Source organism: Rhizobium sp. CF080, assembly GCF_000282095.2.
Lineage (GTDB): Bacteria > Pseudomonadota > Alphaproteobacteria > Rhizobiales > Rhizobiaceae > Neorhizobium.
This window is the reverse complement of sequence record NZ_AKKC02000015.1, coordinates 577,843-595,074: the sequence shown is the minus strand read 5'-3', so window position 1 is coordinate 595,074 and position 17,232 is coordinate 577,843. Positions and strand designations below refer to the sequence as shown.

Genomic DNA, 17,232 nt, shown 5'->3' with positions numbered 1-17,232 from the left:
CTGAATGCCGTCCGGAAGAGGCGCAAGTGCCAGGCATCAATAGGCCGCCATTCGCATGGATTCGACAAGTTGGGCCATCTGGAAAGGTTTCGGAAGGATCGGGACATGGCGCATGTCGGCGGGCAGGCCGAGCGGCCCGTATCCGGTCACGAAAATGAAGGGAATGTCCCGCGCCGTGAGGATCTCGGCGACCGGAAAGCTGGCTTCGCCGGCGAGGTTCACATCGAGCAGGGCCATGTCCAGGGAAAGCGACCGGGCCTTGATGATCGCCTCGTCGAGCCGCGAGGCCGTTCCCATCATCCTGCATCCGATCTGCTCCAGAAATTCTTCGAGCATCATCGACACGAGTGCTTCGTCTTCGATGATGAGAACGCGAATACCGACAAAGATATGGGTATCGTTCACCTTGCACCCACTTGCAGGAGAGGCGTCACCTCCGCCGAGACGACGACATCGGCCAGCGGTGCTTCGATCGTGCCGACGATCCCCGCAGGCTGATCGAAGATCACCGATGCCTTGCCGCCGAGATCCTGGGCCAGGCTGCGTTCGATCAGCCTGACGCCGAACCCCCGTTTCGACGGCGCCATCACCGGCGGTCCGCCGCTCTCCGTCCATGTCAGTCGCAGGAGGGGTTTTGCACCCTCGACAACCTGCCAGTTTATCGCGACCTGACCCGCAAGGGTCGAAAGCGCGCCGTATTTCAAGGCGTTGGTCGTTAGTTCGTGCAGGCCCATGGCCAGCGCGAGTGCAGCCCGCGGCAGCAGCCGGAGCGATGGGCCGGACACCGTGAAGCGATAGTCACCGCCGTCGCCGAATGGCGCCAGTGCACCGGTCACCACATCGTCGATATCAGCCCCCTCCCAATTTTCGCGGGTGAGCACGTCATGGGCGGCAGCCAGCGCCATGAGGCGCCGCTCCAAGGTCTGGCGCACGATCGGATCACCGCCCCGCAGGGTCTGGGAGGCGATGGCCTGGACCGTCGCAAGCGTGTTCTTGACGCGGTGGTTCAACTCGTTGACCATGAGCTGCAACCGGTCCTCGATCCGTTTCCGCTCGGTGATCTCGACAGAGACGCCGACCAGGCCGATAACTTTGCCGTCGGCATCGCGCAACGGTGCCTTGGTCGACGACCAGACCCGCGGATGGCGGCCCTCGTGGCTGATGATCTCTTCGAATTCTTCTGTTTTCGCCTGATCCATGATCCGACGGTCATTGGCCATCACCAGCTGAGCCTGGGCCTTGTTGTCCAGGAATTCCAGGTCGGTGCGGCCCTCGACTTCGGACCACGGCCTGCCGATCAGATCCAGGGTCGAGACATTCGCCAGCATGATGCGGCCCTGCAGATCCTTGGCATAGATCAGTCCCGGCGCAGTCTCCAGAATGGCGCGCAGCAGGGCGTTGGTCTGGTGGAGTTCCCGTTCAGCGAGCTTGATGGAGGTGATGTCGCTGCTCACCTCGATCGCGACTTCCGGTTCCCCGGCTTCGCCGCGGTTCAGCGACCACTTGCTGATGATATGGATCTCTCTACCGTCCTTGTGGCGACGCGTGAGTTCGCCCTGCCATTCGCCGTCGCGGACAAGGATCGCATTGATTTCCTCGAGAGAGACCGGGCCGCGGGTCTGCAGGAGGTCGAGCGCGTTTTTCCCCAGGGCCTCTTTTTCTGAATAGCCGTACAGGCGTTCCGCGCCGATCCCCCAGAACACTATCCTGCCGTCGAGGCTGCGCAACGTGCCCTGGGTCTGCCCGAACGCCTGCGTGAACCTTTCGAGCCGATAGAGCTTCGCATCGATATCGCGCTGTATCCGTCGTTTTGCCCAGACAGTCGCTGCGAACGAAGCCGCGGCAAGCGCCACAAGGAGGATTGCCTCGCCCAAAGTATAGGCCGAGTGGATCGACCCGTGCGCCTGGACAAACTGGTTCCGGAGATCGGCCTGTAGATCGGCGACTTCGGCGCCGATGGTGTCCATGGTCCGTTTGGCCCGGTTGGCGAGCTCCAGTTGACGCGCCCCGTCGCGCTCGCCTGACTGATACAGTTCGATCGTCCGGGTAAGTTCGGAGAGCCTGGCGTCGGCCAGTCGCCGGATGCGCGCTATCTGTGCGATTCGCGAAGGGGAGGGCGAAGGAGCTGCCCGCAGATTGGCGAAGTCCTGATCGAACTGCCGGCGGGCGGCTTCATAAGGCTTCAGATAGGAGGTGTCGCCGGTCAGCAGATAATGCCTTTGGCCGGCTTCCGCGTCCTTCAGATGAGGCAACACCCGCTCGGCTGCAAGTTGCGCTGTCGTGTGGTCGCTGAGCGTCGTGTTGCTGTCAAAGCTTCCAAGGTCGGACGCCGCCAGAAGGCCGCCCAGTGCCAGGAGCGCCAATGCTAACCAAGTAACCAGGGTAACGAGCAGGCGGGCCGCCCGCGATGTCGGAGAGGGCAAGGTAAAAGGAACAGCAACCATCTAAGCATCCTTGGCTTTGCCTGTGCGCTGGGGCGGTCAGCTCAATGCAGGCGAAAAAAACGGGGACGCTTGAACAGCCGCTACTCTTAACGAGGGCGGTTTTTAGTTTGCTTGCTTCGGATAGATTAGGACTTTATCATTTATGAATTCAACGGCAAGTAGTAAATATCTGGTAAACACCCATTTTGGCTTGATATTTCGCGCTTCTACGGCCTTTACATTGTTTCCATTTGTGCATTGTGATTCGGGAAATCGCGAATGTGTTGAAAATGGGATGGCCGGCGAGATTAAGCCCGGCCGACCTCATCGCGACGTCGGCACGTCCTTGTGGAAGAAGCGGAAATAGGACGAGACCTGCGCCAGCGCATTGCTGTTGATGCTGAACTGCACGCCGAGCCGGCCGCTGCGCCGCCACTTGACGGTGCCTTCCAGGATGCCGAGCTCGTCGCTTTCGACCCGGACCGGGCTGCCGTCTGCGGCATGCAAGGTGCGTCCGCCGAGATCGAGCGCCATGCCGGTCGCCGAGAGATCGGTGACGCGACCCTGGACCGCCTGGTTGAAATATTTGACCGTGCCGAGAATGCGGGTCTTCTTTCGCTCGGCGCTGCGGGTCTTCATCCGTCCGGTACTGGTGGTGGTCATGTAATATGGTCCCCGTTGTTTCCTCTGTTCCCACCAATAAGGAAGACCTATTGAAGTCCGCTTAGGTCGATCTGTAAAAGTCTATCGATGACCCGAATTCTCCTGGCGTCGAACCTCTGAACGCAGTGACTTGACGGCTGTATGCGATGCCGCTAGTGATGAGACAGATCTGTCTCATCACTATGGTGTTTTCCTTGTCATCCGCGCAGACCTCGCAAGCTTTCTCGAAGCGGCAGCATATTGTCGAGACGGCCTACAGGCTGTTCACGCGGGACGGCTTTCATGCGACCGGCATCGACCGGATCATCGCCGAGGCCCAAGTGGCCAAGATGACCATGTACCGCCATTTTCCATCCAAGGAGGGCTTGATCGTCGAAGTCCTCGATGAGCGGTTCCGGCGTTTCGAAGAGCAGCTCGACCGCATGGCCGCCGCATCGAAGCAACCGGAAGGAATGATCGACGATATTATCGCGTGGTACGGGCGCTGGTTCGACCGAGCGGATTTCAACGGCTGCCTGTTCGCCCATGCGCTTGCGGAATATGGCTCGCCCGGCCATCCTGTCTTCGAAGCCGCCGTCAGGCAGAAGGAAAGCCTGAGGCGCCGCATGGCGGAGATTCTGGCGAAATGGATGTCCGGTGCCGAAGCTGAAACGACCTCCACGGCAATCCTGATGCTCCTGGAGGGAGCGACCCTGATGGCCGAGATGGGGCAGGGCGGCAAAGCCATCGATGCCGCACGCAAGGCGGCATCGGATATCATCGCCGCGAGCCGCCGTACATGAGCACATCCGTCGTCCTGCTCGCTCTTTTCGCGGCCGTGCTTCATGCCTGCTGGAACGCATTCCTGCGCTCCGGCGCCGACCGGTTCTGGACGATGACAATCATGGCGCTGGCCATGACGGTTGCGGCCTTGCCGGTGGCATTGATCCTGCCGCTGCCGGCTGCCGAAGCATGGCCCTATCTGGTTGGCTCCGCGGTCTTCCAGCTCATCTACAGCCTGTTGCTGGTCGCCGCCTATCGGCATGGGGAACTGGGTCAGGTCTATCCGATCATCCGCGGCAGCGCGCCGCTGCTGGTGACGCTGGCGGGGGTGATCTTCGCGAGGGAACTGCCGCTGCCGCTCTCCATGGTCGGCATCTGTTTCGTGGTGCTCGGCATCATGCTTCTTGCCCTTGGCAAAGGGAAAGCCTCTACCGGTTCGATGCTCTACGCGCTGGCGACCGGCGTTTCGATTGCCGGTTATTCGACCGTCGACGCTGTCGGCATTCGCCTGTCCGGCAATACCAGCGCCTATATCACCTGGGTGTTCGTATTGCCCGGCATCCTGCTCCTGGTCGCCTTCATGGCAATGCGTGGACGCCTGCGGGTCGATCTGCGATCGCGCGAAACGCTCAAGGCGGTCGGCGGAGGCCTGGTGTCGCTCGTCTCCTACGGCGCGGTGCTGGTCGCCTATTCGATGGCCCCGGCGGGGCCGGTTTCGGCGCTGCGGGAAACCAGCGTCGTGTTCGCGGTGCTGATCGGCTGGCTGTTTCTCGGCGAGACCCTGTCCGCGAAGCGGATCGCTGCCTGCATAGTGGTCGCGGCCGGCGCCATCCTCATCGGCGTTTCATAACCCTACATTCGGCTTGTCGATGATTTCGCGCAGCGCGAAGCTCGAATTGATCTTCACCACATGCGGCAGCGCCGACAGCCAGTCGCGATGGATGCGCTCGTAATCCTCGAGATCCTTGGCCGCGACCCGCAGGATATAGTCGTATTCGCCGGACATCAGGTAACAGACCAGCACATTGGGACAGAGCTTCACCGCCGCCTCGAACTCGGTAAGCGTCTTGGCAAACTGGCCGGACAGCGAGATATGGACGATCACCATCATCTTGTAGTCGAGCGCCTTGTTGGAAAGGCGGGCGTGATAGCCGCTGATCGTGCCGCTTTTCTCGAGGATGTCGAGCCGCCGCGAACAGGCCGATGGCGACAGCCCGACCCGCTCGGCAAGCTCCGCATTGGAGATCCGGCCTTCCTGCTGTAGGGCCCGCAAGATCGCAAGATCAATGGCATCCATGGCGCTCATTGGTAGATCCTTCGAAATATTCTCGGTTCACGCAATTATCTGCGAAAATACGATGTTCCGCAATTCGTCTTCGCAAGGACATTCGCGCGATTCTCTGGTTTGCTTGGGTTGGGAACATCAACCGGCGAAAGCCACAACCTGAGAGGAACGCTGTATGCGTGTCGGATGCCCGAAGGAAATCAAAAACCATGAATATCGCGTAGGGCTTACCCCCGGCGCGGTACGTGAATATGTGGCCCATGGCCACGAAGTGCTGATCGAAACAAAGGCTGGCGCCGGCATCGGCGCAGATGACGGCGCCTATGCGGCAGCCGGAGCCAGGATCGTCGGTTCGGCCAAGGAAATCTTCGAAAAATCCGACATGGTCGTTAAGGTCAAGGAACCGCAGCCCTCCGAATGGGTGCAGCTCCGCGACGGCCAGCTCCTCTATACCTATCTCCATCTCGCGCCCGATCCGGAACAGACCAAGGGTCTGCTCGCCTCCGGCGTCACCGCCATCGCTTATGAAACCGTGACCGACGAGCGCGGCGGGTTGCCGCTGCTGGCTCCGATGTCGGAAGTCGCCGGTCGCCTGGCGATCCAGGCGGGCGCAACCGCGCTTCAGAAGGCGAATGGTGGCCGGGGTATCCTGCTCGGCGGCGTGCCGGGCGTGCTGCCGGCCAAGGTCGCCGTCATCGGTGGCGGCGTCGTCGGCCTGCATGCGGCCCGGATGGCCGCCGGCCTCGGCGCCGACGTGTCGATCATCGATCGGTCGCTGCCACGTCTTCGCCAGCTCGACGACATTTTCAATGGCCGCGTCCATACCCGCTATTCGACGATCGACGCGGTGGAAGAGGAAGTCTTCAGTGCCGATCTCATCATCGGCGCCGTGTTGATCCCCGGCGCCGCGGCTCCCAAACTGGTCAGCCGCGAAATGCTGTCGGGCATGAAACAGGGCGCGGTCATGGTCGACGTCGCGATCGATCAGGGCGGCTGCTTCGAGACCTCGCATGCAACGACCCATTCTGAACCGACCTATGAGGTCGACGGCATCGTGCATTATTGCGTGGCCAACATGCCGGGCGCCGTGCCGGTGACGTCGGCGCATGCGCTGAACAATGCGACGCTGCAGCACGGGCTGGCGCTGGCCGACCGTGGGCTGCGGGCGATCGCCGAAGACAGGCATCTTCGCAACGGCCTCAATGTCCACAGAGGCCGGGTGACCAACAAGCCGGTCGCAGAAGCGCTAGGCTACGAGGCCTTCGCGCCGGAAAGCCTGCTCAGCGTCGCGTAACCGGGGCGGCTTAGCCATCAGTTAGGGGCTGGAGAGACGCCGGGCGTTATACGTCCGGCGTTTTTCTGTGTTCAAAATCAATCAGATATGATTTAGATATATCTAAGTGATTGACGAAAGCCTGGGAGTCGCTATCTTTAGATATATCGAAAGACAGTCTAAGGAGATAAAAATGTTTAAACACAGGTTCGATGGACGCAATGGTTGCGGCGAACGCGGCGGCCGCAAGGGTTTCGAGGAAGTGTTCGCTGCGCGCGGCGGCCCGCTTGGCGGAGGATTTGGACGCGGCGGCCGGGGCGGTCCCGGCGGCGGCCGCGGTTTCGGCGATGAGGGCGATGGCCGTATCGGCCGGTTCCTGATGCAGGGCGACCTGCGCCTCGTCGTATTGGCGCTGATCGAGAAGGAGCCGCGCCATGGATACGAGATCATCAAGCATATCGAGGATCTCACCTACGGCTTCTACGCGCCGAGCCCCGGCGTCATCTACCCGACGCTGACCTATCTCGAAGAGGCCGGCTACGTCGTCGCCGAGGCGGACGGCAACAAGAAGCGTTATGCAATCACCGACGAAGGCCGCAAGTATCTCGACGAAAACCGCAGCTTTGCCGCGATGATCCTCGACCGGCTGTCGCAACTCGCCGAGCGCATCAAGCAGCGGCAGGACCGCCACGAGCGCGGCCGCGACACCGGCCCGTCACTGCCGCGCAGCGTCGATGCGGCCATGCTCAACCTTCGGGAGGTGATCGCCCGCAAGCTCGAGGGTGACGAAAAGAAGGGCGGCGAGATCGTCAGGCTGCTGCTCGATTTCGCCGAAAACCTCGAACGCGACGACGAGCAGGGCGACAATACCCAGAACTGAAGCTTAAGCAGGCTTGAGAACGAAGATGATGGCGCGCCGCTTCGGTAGAACGGCGCGCCTTCGCTTTCAGATCGCCAGAGCCGCGCCTGCGAACGCTGGCACCTCGACCTTGTCGATCCGGCACTGGTAGCAATTGTTGCGGGCCGAGCGGACATGCACATAGGCGATGTCGGCGCGGGCCAGCAGTTCCTCGGCGCGCGAGGCGATCCTCTCCGTCGGCGTCACCGCGCCGCTGCCATAGACGATCCGGTCGTCTTGGCCGTAGCCGCGGACGATATAGTCGGTGCTCGACAGCATGGGCGGCAGAACCTCTTCCGCCGCATAACGTCGGCAGGGCTGCTTGTGCAGGAAGATCGGGCCGGTTTCCGCATAGGGTTGCAGTTCGGGGAAGGGCCGGTAGGCGAGAACCAGCAGTTCCTCGCCGGCATCGATGTTCTTGAGGCAATGGCGGCAGGGATAACCGGGGCCGTCGGAGGTCATCGTTTCGGGCTGGCGGCCGTAGGCGTCGGTGCCGCCGTTCCAGAGGTGCTCGGCATCGGCGGCGGGCATGGCGATGAAGGCGATGGTCATGGCGTTCTCCTGTTCGTGTTGCACAAGAGATGACTCCACCGGCTACTCCCCGCCACCCGATACTTGCGGGGCCTCAAGAATATGAAATGTGCCGCGCTGGCGGACCTGTATCATTTGCCCGCTGTCGGCGGGCGTATGACGTTTTCGGGGGCGATGCTGGGGCTCGACCAGTCGGTGAAGGTTTCGGGCATCAGCCGTGAGGCTTCGATCTCGATCCGATCGCCTGTCCCCGCGGACTGGTTTCGGTCGTTCCGGCTCCGCTGGAGCGTTCCGCGATAGCTCTTGTTGTCGGCGGGAGAGACGTAGGTGAAGGAAATGAACGTGTGTTCGGATACATGCGACCCGAACTGCCGCCGCAACGCGCCGCAATCCGAGCTCCACTTGCGCGTTGGTTGGAACGCGTGCCCCCGCCGAGGAGGCCGCTTTGAGCACAGCACGTCGATCCGATCGATGCTGACGGTTTGCGGAGTGTAGAGCGCGATCCTGATAACCCACCAGGAGACAAATAGCAGGACGACGACGAGCATCATCACCACCAAAGCGATCAGGATCGCCTTGGGTGAAAATTTCGACATCAGCCGTCGAGCGCCTTCAGGAGCTCGGCATCCGTCATCGGCGCAACCAGCGCCTCATAGGTCGAAACCGGCGAGAAGCCCATCATCTGATAGAGCTGCAGGGCGCGCGGATGGTCGAGCGTATTGGTGGTGACGGTCACCTTCTGCGGATTGTCCTGCCAAGCGGAGTAAAGCGCCTGGAGCAGGAACCACTTGCCGATACCAAGCCCGATCGCCCGCTCGAACAGCCCGAAATAGGAGAGCTCGATGACGTCGTCGCTTTCCTTGAACAGTTCGAAAAAGCCAGCCGGTGCGCCGTTGACGTAAAGCACCGTTACGGAGGTACGTGGATTGTGGATGGCCGCCGCAAGTTCCTCGTCACTCATGCGCAGCCGCTTGTACCAGTGCCAGCGTTTTCCCACCTGCCGGTAGAGATAGCGGTAATAGTGAAGCGGGATTTCGGGTGCGCGGATGATCGCCGTCTGGATATTCACCGGCACTGCCAGGCTCGTTTTCGGCGGTGCGGTCATTTCCAGGCTGGTGACATGGGCATTGAGCGGAGCGGGCTTCTTCGCCATGGCGCTCACGCCGCTTTCGGCGAGGGCGGGCCGGTAACGATAGGCGTGTCCTGGCGGCTGCCCCATTCGGTCCAGGAGCCGTCGTAAAGCGCATTGTCCTCATGGCCGAGGGATTCGAGCGCCAGCGTGATGATCGCGGCAGTGATGCCCGAGCCGCAGCTCGTCACCACCGGCTTGCCGAAGTCGATGCCGGCATCCTCGATCGCCTTTTGCAGCTCGGCCAGCGGACGCAGCTTGCCGTTGACCGAGAACGTGCCGGACGGAAGGCTGGCCGCGCCCGGTATGTGGCCGGAGCGCATGCCGGCGCGAGGCTCGGGATCCGTACCGGCGAAACGGCCGGCCGGCCGCGCATCGGCGATCTGGCGCGTGCCGTCGCTGACGATCGACAGCATGGTCTGGAAATCGATCACCTTGTCGACCCGGAAATTCGGGGTAAAGGTGACGGGTTCGGGCGAGGGCACGGTCGTGTCGAGCGGCCGGCCTTCGGCCTTCCAGCCGTCGATGCCGCCGTCGAGTACGAAGACCTGGCTTGCACCCATGATCCGGAACAGCCACCAGCCGCGCGGCGAGGAGAAGATGCCGGGGCCGTCATAGATGACGATCCGGTCGTTCTCGCAGATGCCCATCCGGCCGACGGCCTCGGCAAACACGTCGGGCGCCGGCACCATATGCGGCAGGCCGGTCGAGTGGTCGGCGACCTTGTCATGGTCGAAACGGATGGCGCCGGGAATGTGGCCGGCCGCGTATTCGGCGTCCGCATTGCGGTTCTGTGCCGGCAGGTAGAAGGACGCGTCGAGGATCTTGAGGTCGGGACTGCCGAGCTCATTGTGAAGCCACTCGGACGAAACGACGAAACGGCTGGTTTCACTCATGTCAAATCTCCTTTGGACCCGATATCAGGCCTCTGCGCCGGGCTCGCCGAACCGGATGCGGAAACGGCGGTTTTCCTTGCCCTTCTTCTCGATCTTGGCGATATGAATCGCCCCGACCTCCTGCGTTTCGGAGACATGTGTTCCACCGCAGGGCTGGCTGTCAACGCTGGAATTTTCGCCTATGCAGACGAGGCTGACGCGGCCGAGCCCCATCGGCGGGCGGACATTCTTCGACTTGACGATGCCCGGATTGGCGGCAAGCTCCTCGTCGGTGATCCACTGCACGTAGACGGGGTGGTTCTGGCCGACGAGCTCCATGAGTTTCGCGGTGACTTCTTGCCTGTCGATCGTGTCGGCCATGTCGAAATCGACGCGCGATTCGTCTTCGCCGACAGCGGCGCCGGTGATCGGATACTGGCAGACGACGGAGAGAAGATGGCAGGCGGTGTGCATGCGCATCAGCCTGTAGCGGCGCTGCCAGTCGATATGCATCACCAGGTTTTCGCCGACCAGCGGCTGCGCCTCGCCTTCGAGCGGCACGTGGATGACGATATCCTTGCCGCCGCCGTGCCTCGTCTGGCCGAGCTGGATCCTGGTGCCGTCGGCTCGCTCGAGAAAACCGGTATCGCCCGGCTGGCCGCCGGATGCCGCATAGAAACAGGTGCGATCCAGTTCGATGCCGCCGTCCTCGTGGATGGCCGTCACCACCGCTTCTGCTGTCGATAGATAGAAGTCGTCGCGGTAGAGGGCTTCAACGGGCATAAATCACTCTGTTCTTTAAACTGTATCAGACCGTCTGGAATGGAATGTCGATTTGCCGCTTGTGCGTCAGCCAGGCCGGCACCGGCAAGCCCTTCGACTTCAGGAAGTCCGGGTTGAAAAGCTTGGACTGGTAGCGGTTGCCGTAGTCGCAGAGCACCGTCACGATCGTGTGGCCGGGACCGAGATCCCTGGCGAGCCGGACGGCGCCGGCGATATTGATACCGGTCGAGCCGCCGAGGCAGAGGCCCTCGTGCTCGACGAGATCGAAGATGTAGGGCAGCGCTTCCGCATCCGGGATGCGGTAGGCGAAGTCCGGCGTAAAACCTTCGAGATTGGCGGTGATGCGGCCCTGGCCGATGCCCTCGGTGATCGAATTGCCTTCCGACTTGAACTCGCCATGGGCGTAGAATTCATAGAGGGCAGCGCCTTCCGGGTCGGCGATGCCGATCTTGATATCCGGATTTTTGGCCTTCAGCCCCATAGCGACGCCCGCAAGCGTGCCGCCCGAGCCGACCGCGCAGATGAAGCCGTCGACCTTGCCGCCGGTCTGCTCGAAGATCTCGGGCGCCGTGGTCTGGATATGCGCTTTGCGGTTGGCGATGTTGTCGAACTGGTTCGCCCAGATGGCGCCCGCAGGCTCGGTCTTTGCGAGTTCCTCGGCAAGGCGGCCCGAGATTTTAACGTAGTTGTTCGGGTTCTTGTAAGGGACCGCGGGAACCTCAACCAGTTCCGCGCCGAGCAGCTTCAGCGCATCCTTCTTTTCCTGGCTCTGGGTTTCCGGGATGACGATGACGGTGCGGTAGCCGAGCGCCTTGGCGACCAGGGTGAGCCCGATGCCGGTATTGCCAGCCGTGCCCTCGACGATCACGCCGCCGGGGCGCAGGAGGCCCTTCTTCTCGGCGTCCCGGATGATGTAGAGCGCGGCGCGGTCCTTGACCGACTGGCCGGGGTTCAGGAACTCCGCCTTGCCCAGAATTTCGCAGCCGGTCGCTTCGGAAGCGCCGTTCAGCCGGATGAGGGGCGTGTTGCCGATCACGTCGAGGACGGAGGGATGGGAGGTCATCGGGGTGGTGCCTTCTTGTTCATCGCACATGTAAACAGGGTCTTTTCGACGGACAAGGACCGGAGGGCAAGAAATTCTGTTTCGGGAAAGTGTTGACCCCGGTAAAATCCATCTTTTGATGGCCGGATTTCCGATTGCGATGGTGGGCTGAAAGAGGGCTCGGAGCGAGGTCCTCTAATGTATCGACAAGCCGTTAAAAAAAACGGCCCCATTATATTGGAAGTAGTAATCCAAATTTCTCTCCAGACGTATAGACGTACAATTGAAGCAGATACGGATCCGTGCTGTGCGATGAATTGACCGCGCGTTGACCGGATTTCTTGCGTGAAACTGGCATTTGGACATGCTGCAGAACCTCGAACGGCTGGATCTTCTGATCGCGCATTACGTGTCCGGCTCTCTTCCTGAGCCGGCTCACGTTCTCGTCGGTTCGCATCTGGAAATGCAGCCCTCGGCCGAGAAACTGGTCGGCGTCCTAGAGCGGTATGCCGGTGATGCCCTACAGGCGATCCCACCTGTGCCATTGTCTGACCGCGAGCGACTGTTGGCCGAAATCTTCGCCTCCGCGCCGCCGCCGGAGCCCCGGGCCAGGATCTTCGAAAAATCGAGGTTCCCCGCGTCGCTCCGGGCTTATGTGGGTACGGACCTTGCCGACATAGGATGGAAGATGAAACTGCCGGGGTTGCGTCATCACGTCATCGAAAAGTCGGAGGACGTCGAGACGAGCCTTTTATGGGTGCGGCCAGGAAGGGCGCTCCCCCAGCACAGCCATCATGGGCTTGAACTGACATTGGTGCTCGGGGGCGAATTTCACGACCATCGTGGCAATTTCGGCGAGGGTGATGTCTCGGTCGCAGACGAAATGCTGGACCATCGGCCCATCGCTGGCAAGCGCGAGCCGTGTCTGTGTTTCTGCGTGCTGTTCGCGCCGATCGCCCTTTCCGGCTCCACCCTCCGGCTTTTGGGCGATATCATCGGTCTCTGAACCATGGCGGCCGGCGATGACCGGCCCATTCGTTCAGTTCAGATGCAATTGCGCTTCGCTGACCGCTTCTTCGAATTGCTGACGCGCTTCTTCCGGCGACCTGCGTCCGTCGAGCGCTGCCCGGCAGACGCTACGCGCCTTGACAAAGTGCGGCCCGCGCATGTCCGGCCACCGGTCCGTCAACAAGGCAAGCGCCTCGAACGGTCCGTTGATGACCTCAGTACCGAGCTGCCCGAAGGCGACGCGCACCGGTTTTTGCCAACTTGCTTGCGGCATCTTTAGTGTCCTCCCTGGATACCAACCTTAGAAAACGACGCAGTCAGCCTTTGGTTCCACGAGATCTAAAAAAATCCTATCGGGCGGCCGATCCTCAAAAACAAGCCGCCGCACCTCTCGGTACGACGGCTTTCGATCAGCGATGTGGAGGGATCATTCGACGACCTGCACCACAGTATGGGTGCGTGGATCGACGATGACGCGCTGCTGGTTGACGATCGCATAGGCATAGGTCGGCGATTCCGGAATAGGGGTGAGGACCACCTGCTGCGAGATCGGCTGGCCGACCACGACGCGCTCCCGCACCACGACGGACTGCTGGACCGGCTGCTGGCGCACATAGGTGACGACACGTTCCGGCGGCGGATCGATCGCCGTACCGGCGACTGCACCGACCACGCCACCCACGGCAGCGCCGACCGGACCACCAACGATTGCACCAGTAACAGCACCGCCCACGGCGCCGTTGACCGTGCTCTGCTGGGCGATTGCGCCGGTCGCGAGGAGGCCGACTGCCGCGGAGAGAATGATGAGCTTTTTCATGGTCACTTCCTTTCGGTTGAAGTGGCCGGAGAACGTGGCGACATCATTTTTCGTTCCACCGCAATGGGCGCGCAGGACTTAAGTCCTAGTAGGACAGCTTGGGATACCAATGCGGTGCCCGGCCTTCCGGGGTCGAATCGAGGATCGTCCAGATCGGCATCAGATCGGGCGCGCCGCGCGGATCCTGGCCGGGGTCGGCGGTGGCGCCGCCCATCTCGCCGCTCCAGAAATGCCGCATCGTTCCATCCCGGCGGGTGAAGACGTTGAAGGCGGCGTCATCGCTGCCATCCTTGCCGAGCGCGTGGTAATCCCGGCTGAACTCGCCACTCGTGTCGGAATAGAGCGGCAGATGGTGCCAGCCCCGCTCGCGTCCGAAATCGGTGAGGCGCTGCAGCGGTGAGCGTGCCACGACCGCGAACGCGACGCGCTGCTGGATGTCGGGAACCTCGCCGTCCCAGGAGGAGAGCAGCGACGTGCACATCGGACAGGGCCGCTCGCGCTCCGGGCCGAACATATAGCTGTAGATGACGAGCGTTTCCTTGTCCGCGAACAGCTCTTCGAATGAGATTTTGCCGTTCACGCCCTCGAACGTATAGTTCTTCGGCACATGTCCGCCCGGCGGCAGATGGCGTCTCTGCTCGGCAACCCGCTCAATATGGCGGCGAAGTTCGATTTCCTCGGCGAGAAGCGCGTTCCGCGCCTCCCTGTAGGCGGCGCTTTCGTTCGGGAAGTGCACACCGTTCTTTCTCGCAAGTTCGACTGCTGGTGTGAGGCTCTGCATATCCATGACATTCCTCCATCTGTAATGGTTGGCAGGAGACTTGGCCTTGCTCCCGTTGATATAGTCGCCAAATTGCGGGCGGCCATGGCTCGCCCATACAAAGGACGTGCGCCAACGGTATGGTCCGACGGGCGCATGTAAAAAGTGAACCGGAATTGAGGGAGCAAGATGTCAGGGCGATTTCTGATCGAGGGACCGGAAGACGCACGCGTCACGATCCTGCTGGCGCATGGCGCTGGCGCGCCGATGGATTCCGCATCGATGACGGCTGCGGCGAAAGCCCTGTCGGCCAGGGGTTTTCGCGTGGCGCGTTTCGAATTCGGCTATATGGCGGCGCGCCGCACCTCCGGTGATCGCAAACCGCCGCCGCGGGCCGAAACGCTCAATCCCGAATACAAGGCTGCGATCGCCGAACTCGGTGCGAAGGGACCGCTGATCATCGGCGGCAAGTCGATGGGCGGACGGGTCGCGAGCATGATTGCCGACGAGCTTTACGAGGAAGGCGGGATCGCCGGTCTGCTGTGCCTCGGTTATCCGTTCCATCCTCCGGGAAAGCCGGAGCAGCTCCGCACCCAACATCTGAAAGGTCTCAAGGCCCCTGCGCTGATCTGCCAGGGAACCCGCGATGAATTCGGCACGCGTGAAGAGGTCAGCGGCTACGCACTCTCTCAGGTCATCGAAATCCTCTGGCTGGAGGACGGCGACCACGATCTGAAACCGCGCAAGACGATTTCCGGATTTTCCGCCGCCGACCATCTGGCGACAATCGGGGAAGCTGTTCTCGCCTGGATCGCAAGATTGAAGCCCTGAACGCGGTCCCAGGGTCCTAGATCCGCCGCCTCGGGGCGTTCAATGCGCTCCCCGAGATCGGTTATCGGCAGGAATACAAACTTCCCATTTGATGTTACGAACTATTTAGTACAAAATGACGCTGCCTGATGCCGGCTCGAAGCGGGAGGTCGCTCGTCGGCGTATCTGAGGAGTCTCCTCGGTCACATCCCGAGGATAAGGGAGGGAGCGCATGAAGACGTCGATAGCCACGGTTTCGATCAGCGGGGAACTGCCCGAGAAGCTTGAGGCGATTGCCAGGGCCGGTTTCGATGGGGTGGAGATCTTCGAGAACGATTTTCTCGCCTTCGATGGCAGCCCTTCGGATGTCGGCAGGATGGTGCGCGATCACGGGCTGGAGATCACCCTGTTCCAGCCGTTCCGCGATTTCGAGGGCATGCCGGAACCGCTGCGCCTGCGCACCTTCGATCGCGCCGAACGCAAGTTCGACGTCATGCAGGAACTCGGCACCGACCTCGTTCTCGTTTGCTCCAACGTCTCGCCGGTCTCGCTTGGCGGCATCGACCGGGCGGCGGCCGATTTCCACGAGCTCGGGGAACGGGCTGCCAAACGCGGGTTGAGAGTAGGCTATGAGGCGCTCGCCTGGGGCCGGCATATCAACGACCACCGCGATGCCTGGGAGATCGTGCGGCGTGCCGACCATCCGAATATCGGCCTCATCCTCGACAGCTTTCACACGCTGTCGAAGAAGATCGACATCAATTCGATCCGCTCCATCCCCAAGGACAAGATCTTCATCGTCCAGCTCGCCGATGCGCCGCTGATCGACATGGACCTGCTCTACTGGTCACGGCATTTCCGCAACATGCCGGGCGAGGGCGATCTGCCGGTGACGGCGTTTACCACCGCAATCGCCGAGACCGGTTACGACGGTTATTTCTCGCTGGAGATTTTCAACGACCAGTTCCGCGGCGGATCAAGCCGGGCGATTGCCGATGACGGCTATCGCTCGCTCATCTATCTCGGCGACCAGGTGCGCCGCAGCCCGAATGCATCGGGCCTGACGGTCCGCGACATGCCGGACCGCGCGGCGGTCAAAGGGGTCGGTTTCGTGGAGTTCTCCTCCGACGAGAAGGACGCGGCCGATCTTGCTGCGATCCTGCGAACGCTCGGTTTCCGCAAGACGGCGGTGCACAGGACGAAGAAGGTCAGTCTCTACAGCCAGGGCGATATCCGTCTCCTCGTCAACACCGACGAGAAGGGGTTTACCAACGCCTCGTTTGCCGTCCACGGCACCTCTGCCTATGCCATGGCTCTGGTCGTCGAGGACGCGGGGCAGGCGTTCGAACGGGCGGTGGCGCTCGGGGCTGAGCCGTTCCGGCAGCAGGTGGCCGCGGGCGAAGTGGAGATACCGGCGATCCGTGGCGTCGGCGGCGGGCTCGTCTACCTGATCGACGACAAGAGCAATCTCGGCCGTTTTTCCGAGATCGACTTCCTGCCCGTGAGCGAAGAGGGCGAAGCCAAAGTGACGCCGGCGCATCTTCTACATGTCGACCATATCGCCCAGACGGTCGCCTACGAGGAAATGCTGACCTGGCTGCTCTTCTACACCTCGATCTTCGAGACGCAGAAGACGCCGATGGTCGATATCATCGACCCCTCCGGCGTGGTGCGCAGCCAGGTGGTCGAAAACGCCTCCGGCACGTTGCGGATCACGCTGAACGGCGCCGAGAACCGCCGCACGCTGGCGGGGCATTTCATCGCCGAAAAGTTCGGGTCCGGCGTCCAGCATCTCGCCTTCCACACCGACGACATCTTTGCGACCGCCGCGGCACTTCGCAAGAACGGGTTCAGGCCGCTTGCCATCTCGCCGAACTACTATGGCGACGTCGAAGCCCGTTTCGGCCTCGACGCGGAACTTTCGGAGCGGCTGAAGGAAGAGAACATTCTCTATGATCGCGACGAACACGGCGAATATTTCCAGCTCTACAGCATGACCTATGGCGAAGGTTTCTTCTTCGAGATCGTCGAACGGCGCGGCTATCGCGGCTACGGCGCCCCGAACGCCATCTTCCGCATCGCGGCGCTGAAGAAGGCGCTTCGGCCCGAAGGCATGCCGAGGGTGTGAACGGCGCTTTTCGCCCCGCCCGATTATCGGACGGGTCGCCAATTG

20 protein-coding genes are annotated in these 17,232 nt (G+C 61.8%); 7 read left to right on the top strand and 13 right to left on the bottom strand.

Annotated elements, in window-relative coordinates:
• Window positions 1–36: 36 nt before the first annotated feature.
• The 3 genes from PMI07_RS35480 to PMI07_RS29965 all read right to left on the bottom strand — a co-directional run bounded on the left by PMI07_RS35480 (window position 37) and on the right by PMI07_RS29965 (window position 3,086).
• Window positions 37–405, bottom strand: a complete 369-nt coding sequence (locus PMI07_RS35480; protein ID WP_007761120.1) for a response regulator — start codon at window positions 403–405, stop codon at window positions 37–39.
• A complete protein-coding gene (locus PMI07_RS33860) occupies window positions 402–2,444 on the bottom strand; it encodes a CHASE3 domain-containing protein (RefSeq protein ID WP_024164282.1) in 2,043 nt (680 codons plus the stop codon). Before PMI07_RS33860 ends, PMI07_RS35480 begins: the two co-directional genes overlap by 4 nt.
• Window positions 2,445–2,747: 303 nt before the next feature.
• Window positions 2,748–3,086: a PilZ domain-containing protein gene (locus PMI07_RS29965; protein ID WP_007760814.1), complete on the bottom strand. Its 339-nt coding sequence runs from the start codon at window positions 3,084–3,086 to the stop codon at window positions 2,748–2,750.
• Window positions 3,087–3,280: 194 nt separating this feature from the next.
• On the opposite strand from PMI07_RS29965, the gene PMI07_RS29960 reads away from it, so the two are divergent.
• Both PMI07_RS29960 and PMI07_RS29955 read left to right on the top strand, forming a co-directional pair.
• Window positions 3,281–3,868 carry a TetR/AcrR family transcriptional regulator gene (locus tag PMI07_RS29960; protein WP_245277251.1) on the top strand — a complete coding sequence of 196 codons (588 nt, stop codon included), beginning with the start codon at window positions 3,281–3,283 and terminating at the stop codon, window positions 3,866–3,868.
• Window positions 3,865–4,698: a DMT family transporter gene (locus tag PMI07_RS29955; protein ID WP_007760808.1), complete on the top strand. Its 834-nt coding sequence runs from the start codon at window positions 3,865–3,867 to the stop codon at window positions 4,696–4,698. The genes PMI07_RS29960 and PMI07_RS29955 overlap by 4 nt, the downstream gene beginning before the upstream one ends.
• Here the strand turns inward: PMI07_RS29955 and PMI07_RS29950 are convergent.
• Window positions 4,693–5,154: an Lrp/AsnC family transcriptional regulator gene (locus tag PMI07_RS29950; protein ID WP_007760806.1), complete on the bottom strand. Its 462-nt coding sequence runs from the start codon at window positions 5,152–5,154 to the stop codon at window positions 4,693–4,695. The two genes, PMI07_RS29955 and PMI07_RS29950, sit on opposite strands and share 6 nt — an antisense overlap.
• Window positions 5,155–5,308: 154 nt before the next feature.
• Between PMI07_RS29950 and ald the strand changes: the two genes are divergently transcribed.
• Window positions 5,309–6,427, top strand: a complete 1,119-nt coding sequence (ald, locus tag PMI07_RS29945; RefSeq protein ID WP_007760804.1) for an alanine dehydrogenase — start codon at window positions 5,309–5,311, stop codon at window positions 6,425–6,427.
• A 172-nt stretch (window positions 6,428–6,599) separates the two neighbouring features.
• Window positions 6,600–7,286 carry a PadR family transcriptional regulator gene (locus tag PMI07_RS29940; RefSeq protein ID WP_007760803.1) on the top strand — a complete coding sequence of 229 codons (687 nt, stop codon included), beginning with the start codon at window positions 6,600–6,602 and terminating at the stop codon, window positions 7,284–7,286.
• Window positions 7,287–7,352: 66 nt separating this feature from the next.
• Here PMI07_RS29940 and PMI07_RS29935 read toward each other — a convergent pair whose 3' ends face one another.
• The 6 genes from PMI07_RS29935 to PMI07_RS29910 form a co-directional block, all read right to left on the bottom strand.
• Complete coding sequence (locus tag PMI07_RS29935; protein ID WP_007760802.1) at window positions 7,353–7,856, bottom strand: DUF1203 domain-containing protein; 504 nt, start codon at window positions 7,854–7,856, stop codon at window positions 7,353–7,355.
• Window positions 7,857–7,966: 110 nt separating this feature from the next.
• Window positions 7,967–8,431: a hypothetical protein gene (locus PMI07_RS29930; protein WP_007760801.1), complete on the bottom strand. Its 465-nt coding sequence runs from the start codon at window positions 8,429–8,431 to the stop codon at window positions 7,967–7,969.
• Window positions 8,431–8,988, bottom strand: coding sequence for a GNAT family N-acetyltransferase (locus tag PMI07_RS29925; protein ID WP_037088623.1), 558 nt, complete (start codon window positions 8,986–8,988; stop codon window positions 8,431–8,433). Before PMI07_RS29925 ends, PMI07_RS29930 begins: the two co-directional genes overlap by 1 nt.
• A 5-nt stretch (window positions 8,989–8,993) precedes the next feature.
• Complete coding sequence (gene sseA / locus PMI07_RS29920) at window positions 8,994–9,860, bottom strand: 3-mercaptopyruvate sulfurtransferase (RefSeq protein ID WP_024164281.1); 867 nt, start codon at window positions 9,858–9,860, stop codon at window positions 8,994–8,996.
• Between the two features lie 24 nt (window positions 9,861–9,884).
• Entirely contained in the window at window positions 9,885–10,622 is a 738-nt protein-coding gene (locus PMI07_RS29915; protein ID WP_007772758.1) for an alanyl-tRNA editing protein, read from the bottom strand.
• A 25-nt stretch (window positions 10,623–10,647) separates the two neighbouring features.
• Entirely contained in the window at window positions 10,648–11,685 is a 1,038-nt protein-coding gene (locus PMI07_RS29910) for a cysteine synthase A (RefSeq protein WP_007772756.1), read from the bottom strand.
• A 343-nt stretch (window positions 11,686–12,028) separates the two neighbouring features.
• On the opposite strand from PMI07_RS29910, the gene PMI07_RS29905 reads away from it, so the two are divergent.
• Window positions 12,029–12,670, top strand: coding sequence for a ChrR family anti-sigma-E factor (locus tag PMI07_RS29905; RefSeq protein ID WP_007772755.1), 642 nt, complete (start codon window positions 12,029–12,031; stop codon window positions 12,668–12,670).
• 33 nt (window positions 12,671–12,703) lie between these two features.
• Here the strand turns inward: PMI07_RS29905 and PMI07_RS29900 are convergent, their stop codons facing one another.
• The 3 genes from PMI07_RS29900 to PMI07_RS29890 form a co-directional block, all read right to left on the bottom strand.
• Window positions 12,704–12,946, bottom strand: a complete 243-nt coding sequence (locus PMI07_RS29900) for a DUF982 domain-containing protein (RefSeq protein WP_007772754.1) — start codon at window positions 12,944–12,946, stop codon at window positions 12,704–12,706.
• A gap of 153 nt (window positions 12,947–13,099) precedes the next feature.
• Window positions 13,100–13,489, bottom strand: coding sequence for a DUF1236 domain-containing protein (locus PMI07_RS29895; protein WP_007772753.1), 390 nt, complete (start codon window positions 13,487–13,489; stop codon window positions 13,100–13,102).
• Window positions 13,490–13,574: 85 nt separating this feature from the next.
• Window positions 13,575–14,276 carry a DUF899 family protein gene (locus tag PMI07_RS29890; protein ID WP_007772751.1) on the bottom strand — a complete coding sequence of 234 codons (702 nt, stop codon included), beginning with the start codon at window positions 14,274–14,276 and terminating at the stop codon, window positions 13,575–13,577.
• Window positions 14,277–14,438: 162 nt separating this feature from the next.
• On the opposite strand from PMI07_RS29890, the gene PMI07_RS29885 reads away from it, so the two are divergent.
• Together PMI07_RS29885 and PMI07_RS29880 are read left to right on the top strand one after the other, a co-directional pair.
• Window positions 14,439–15,080, top strand: a complete 642-nt coding sequence (locus PMI07_RS29885) for an alpha/beta family hydrolase (RefSeq protein ID WP_007772744.1) — start codon at window positions 14,439–14,441, stop codon at window positions 15,078–15,080.
• A 211-nt stretch (window positions 15,081–15,291) separates the two neighbouring features.
• Window positions 15,292–17,187: a sugar phosphate isomerase/epimerase and 4-hydroxyphenylpyruvate domain-containing protein gene (locus tag PMI07_RS29880; RefSeq protein WP_024164280.1), complete on the top strand. Its 1,896-nt coding sequence runs from the start codon at window positions 15,292–15,294 to the stop codon at window positions 17,185–17,187.
• Window positions 17,188–17,232: the final 45 nt, after the last annotated feature.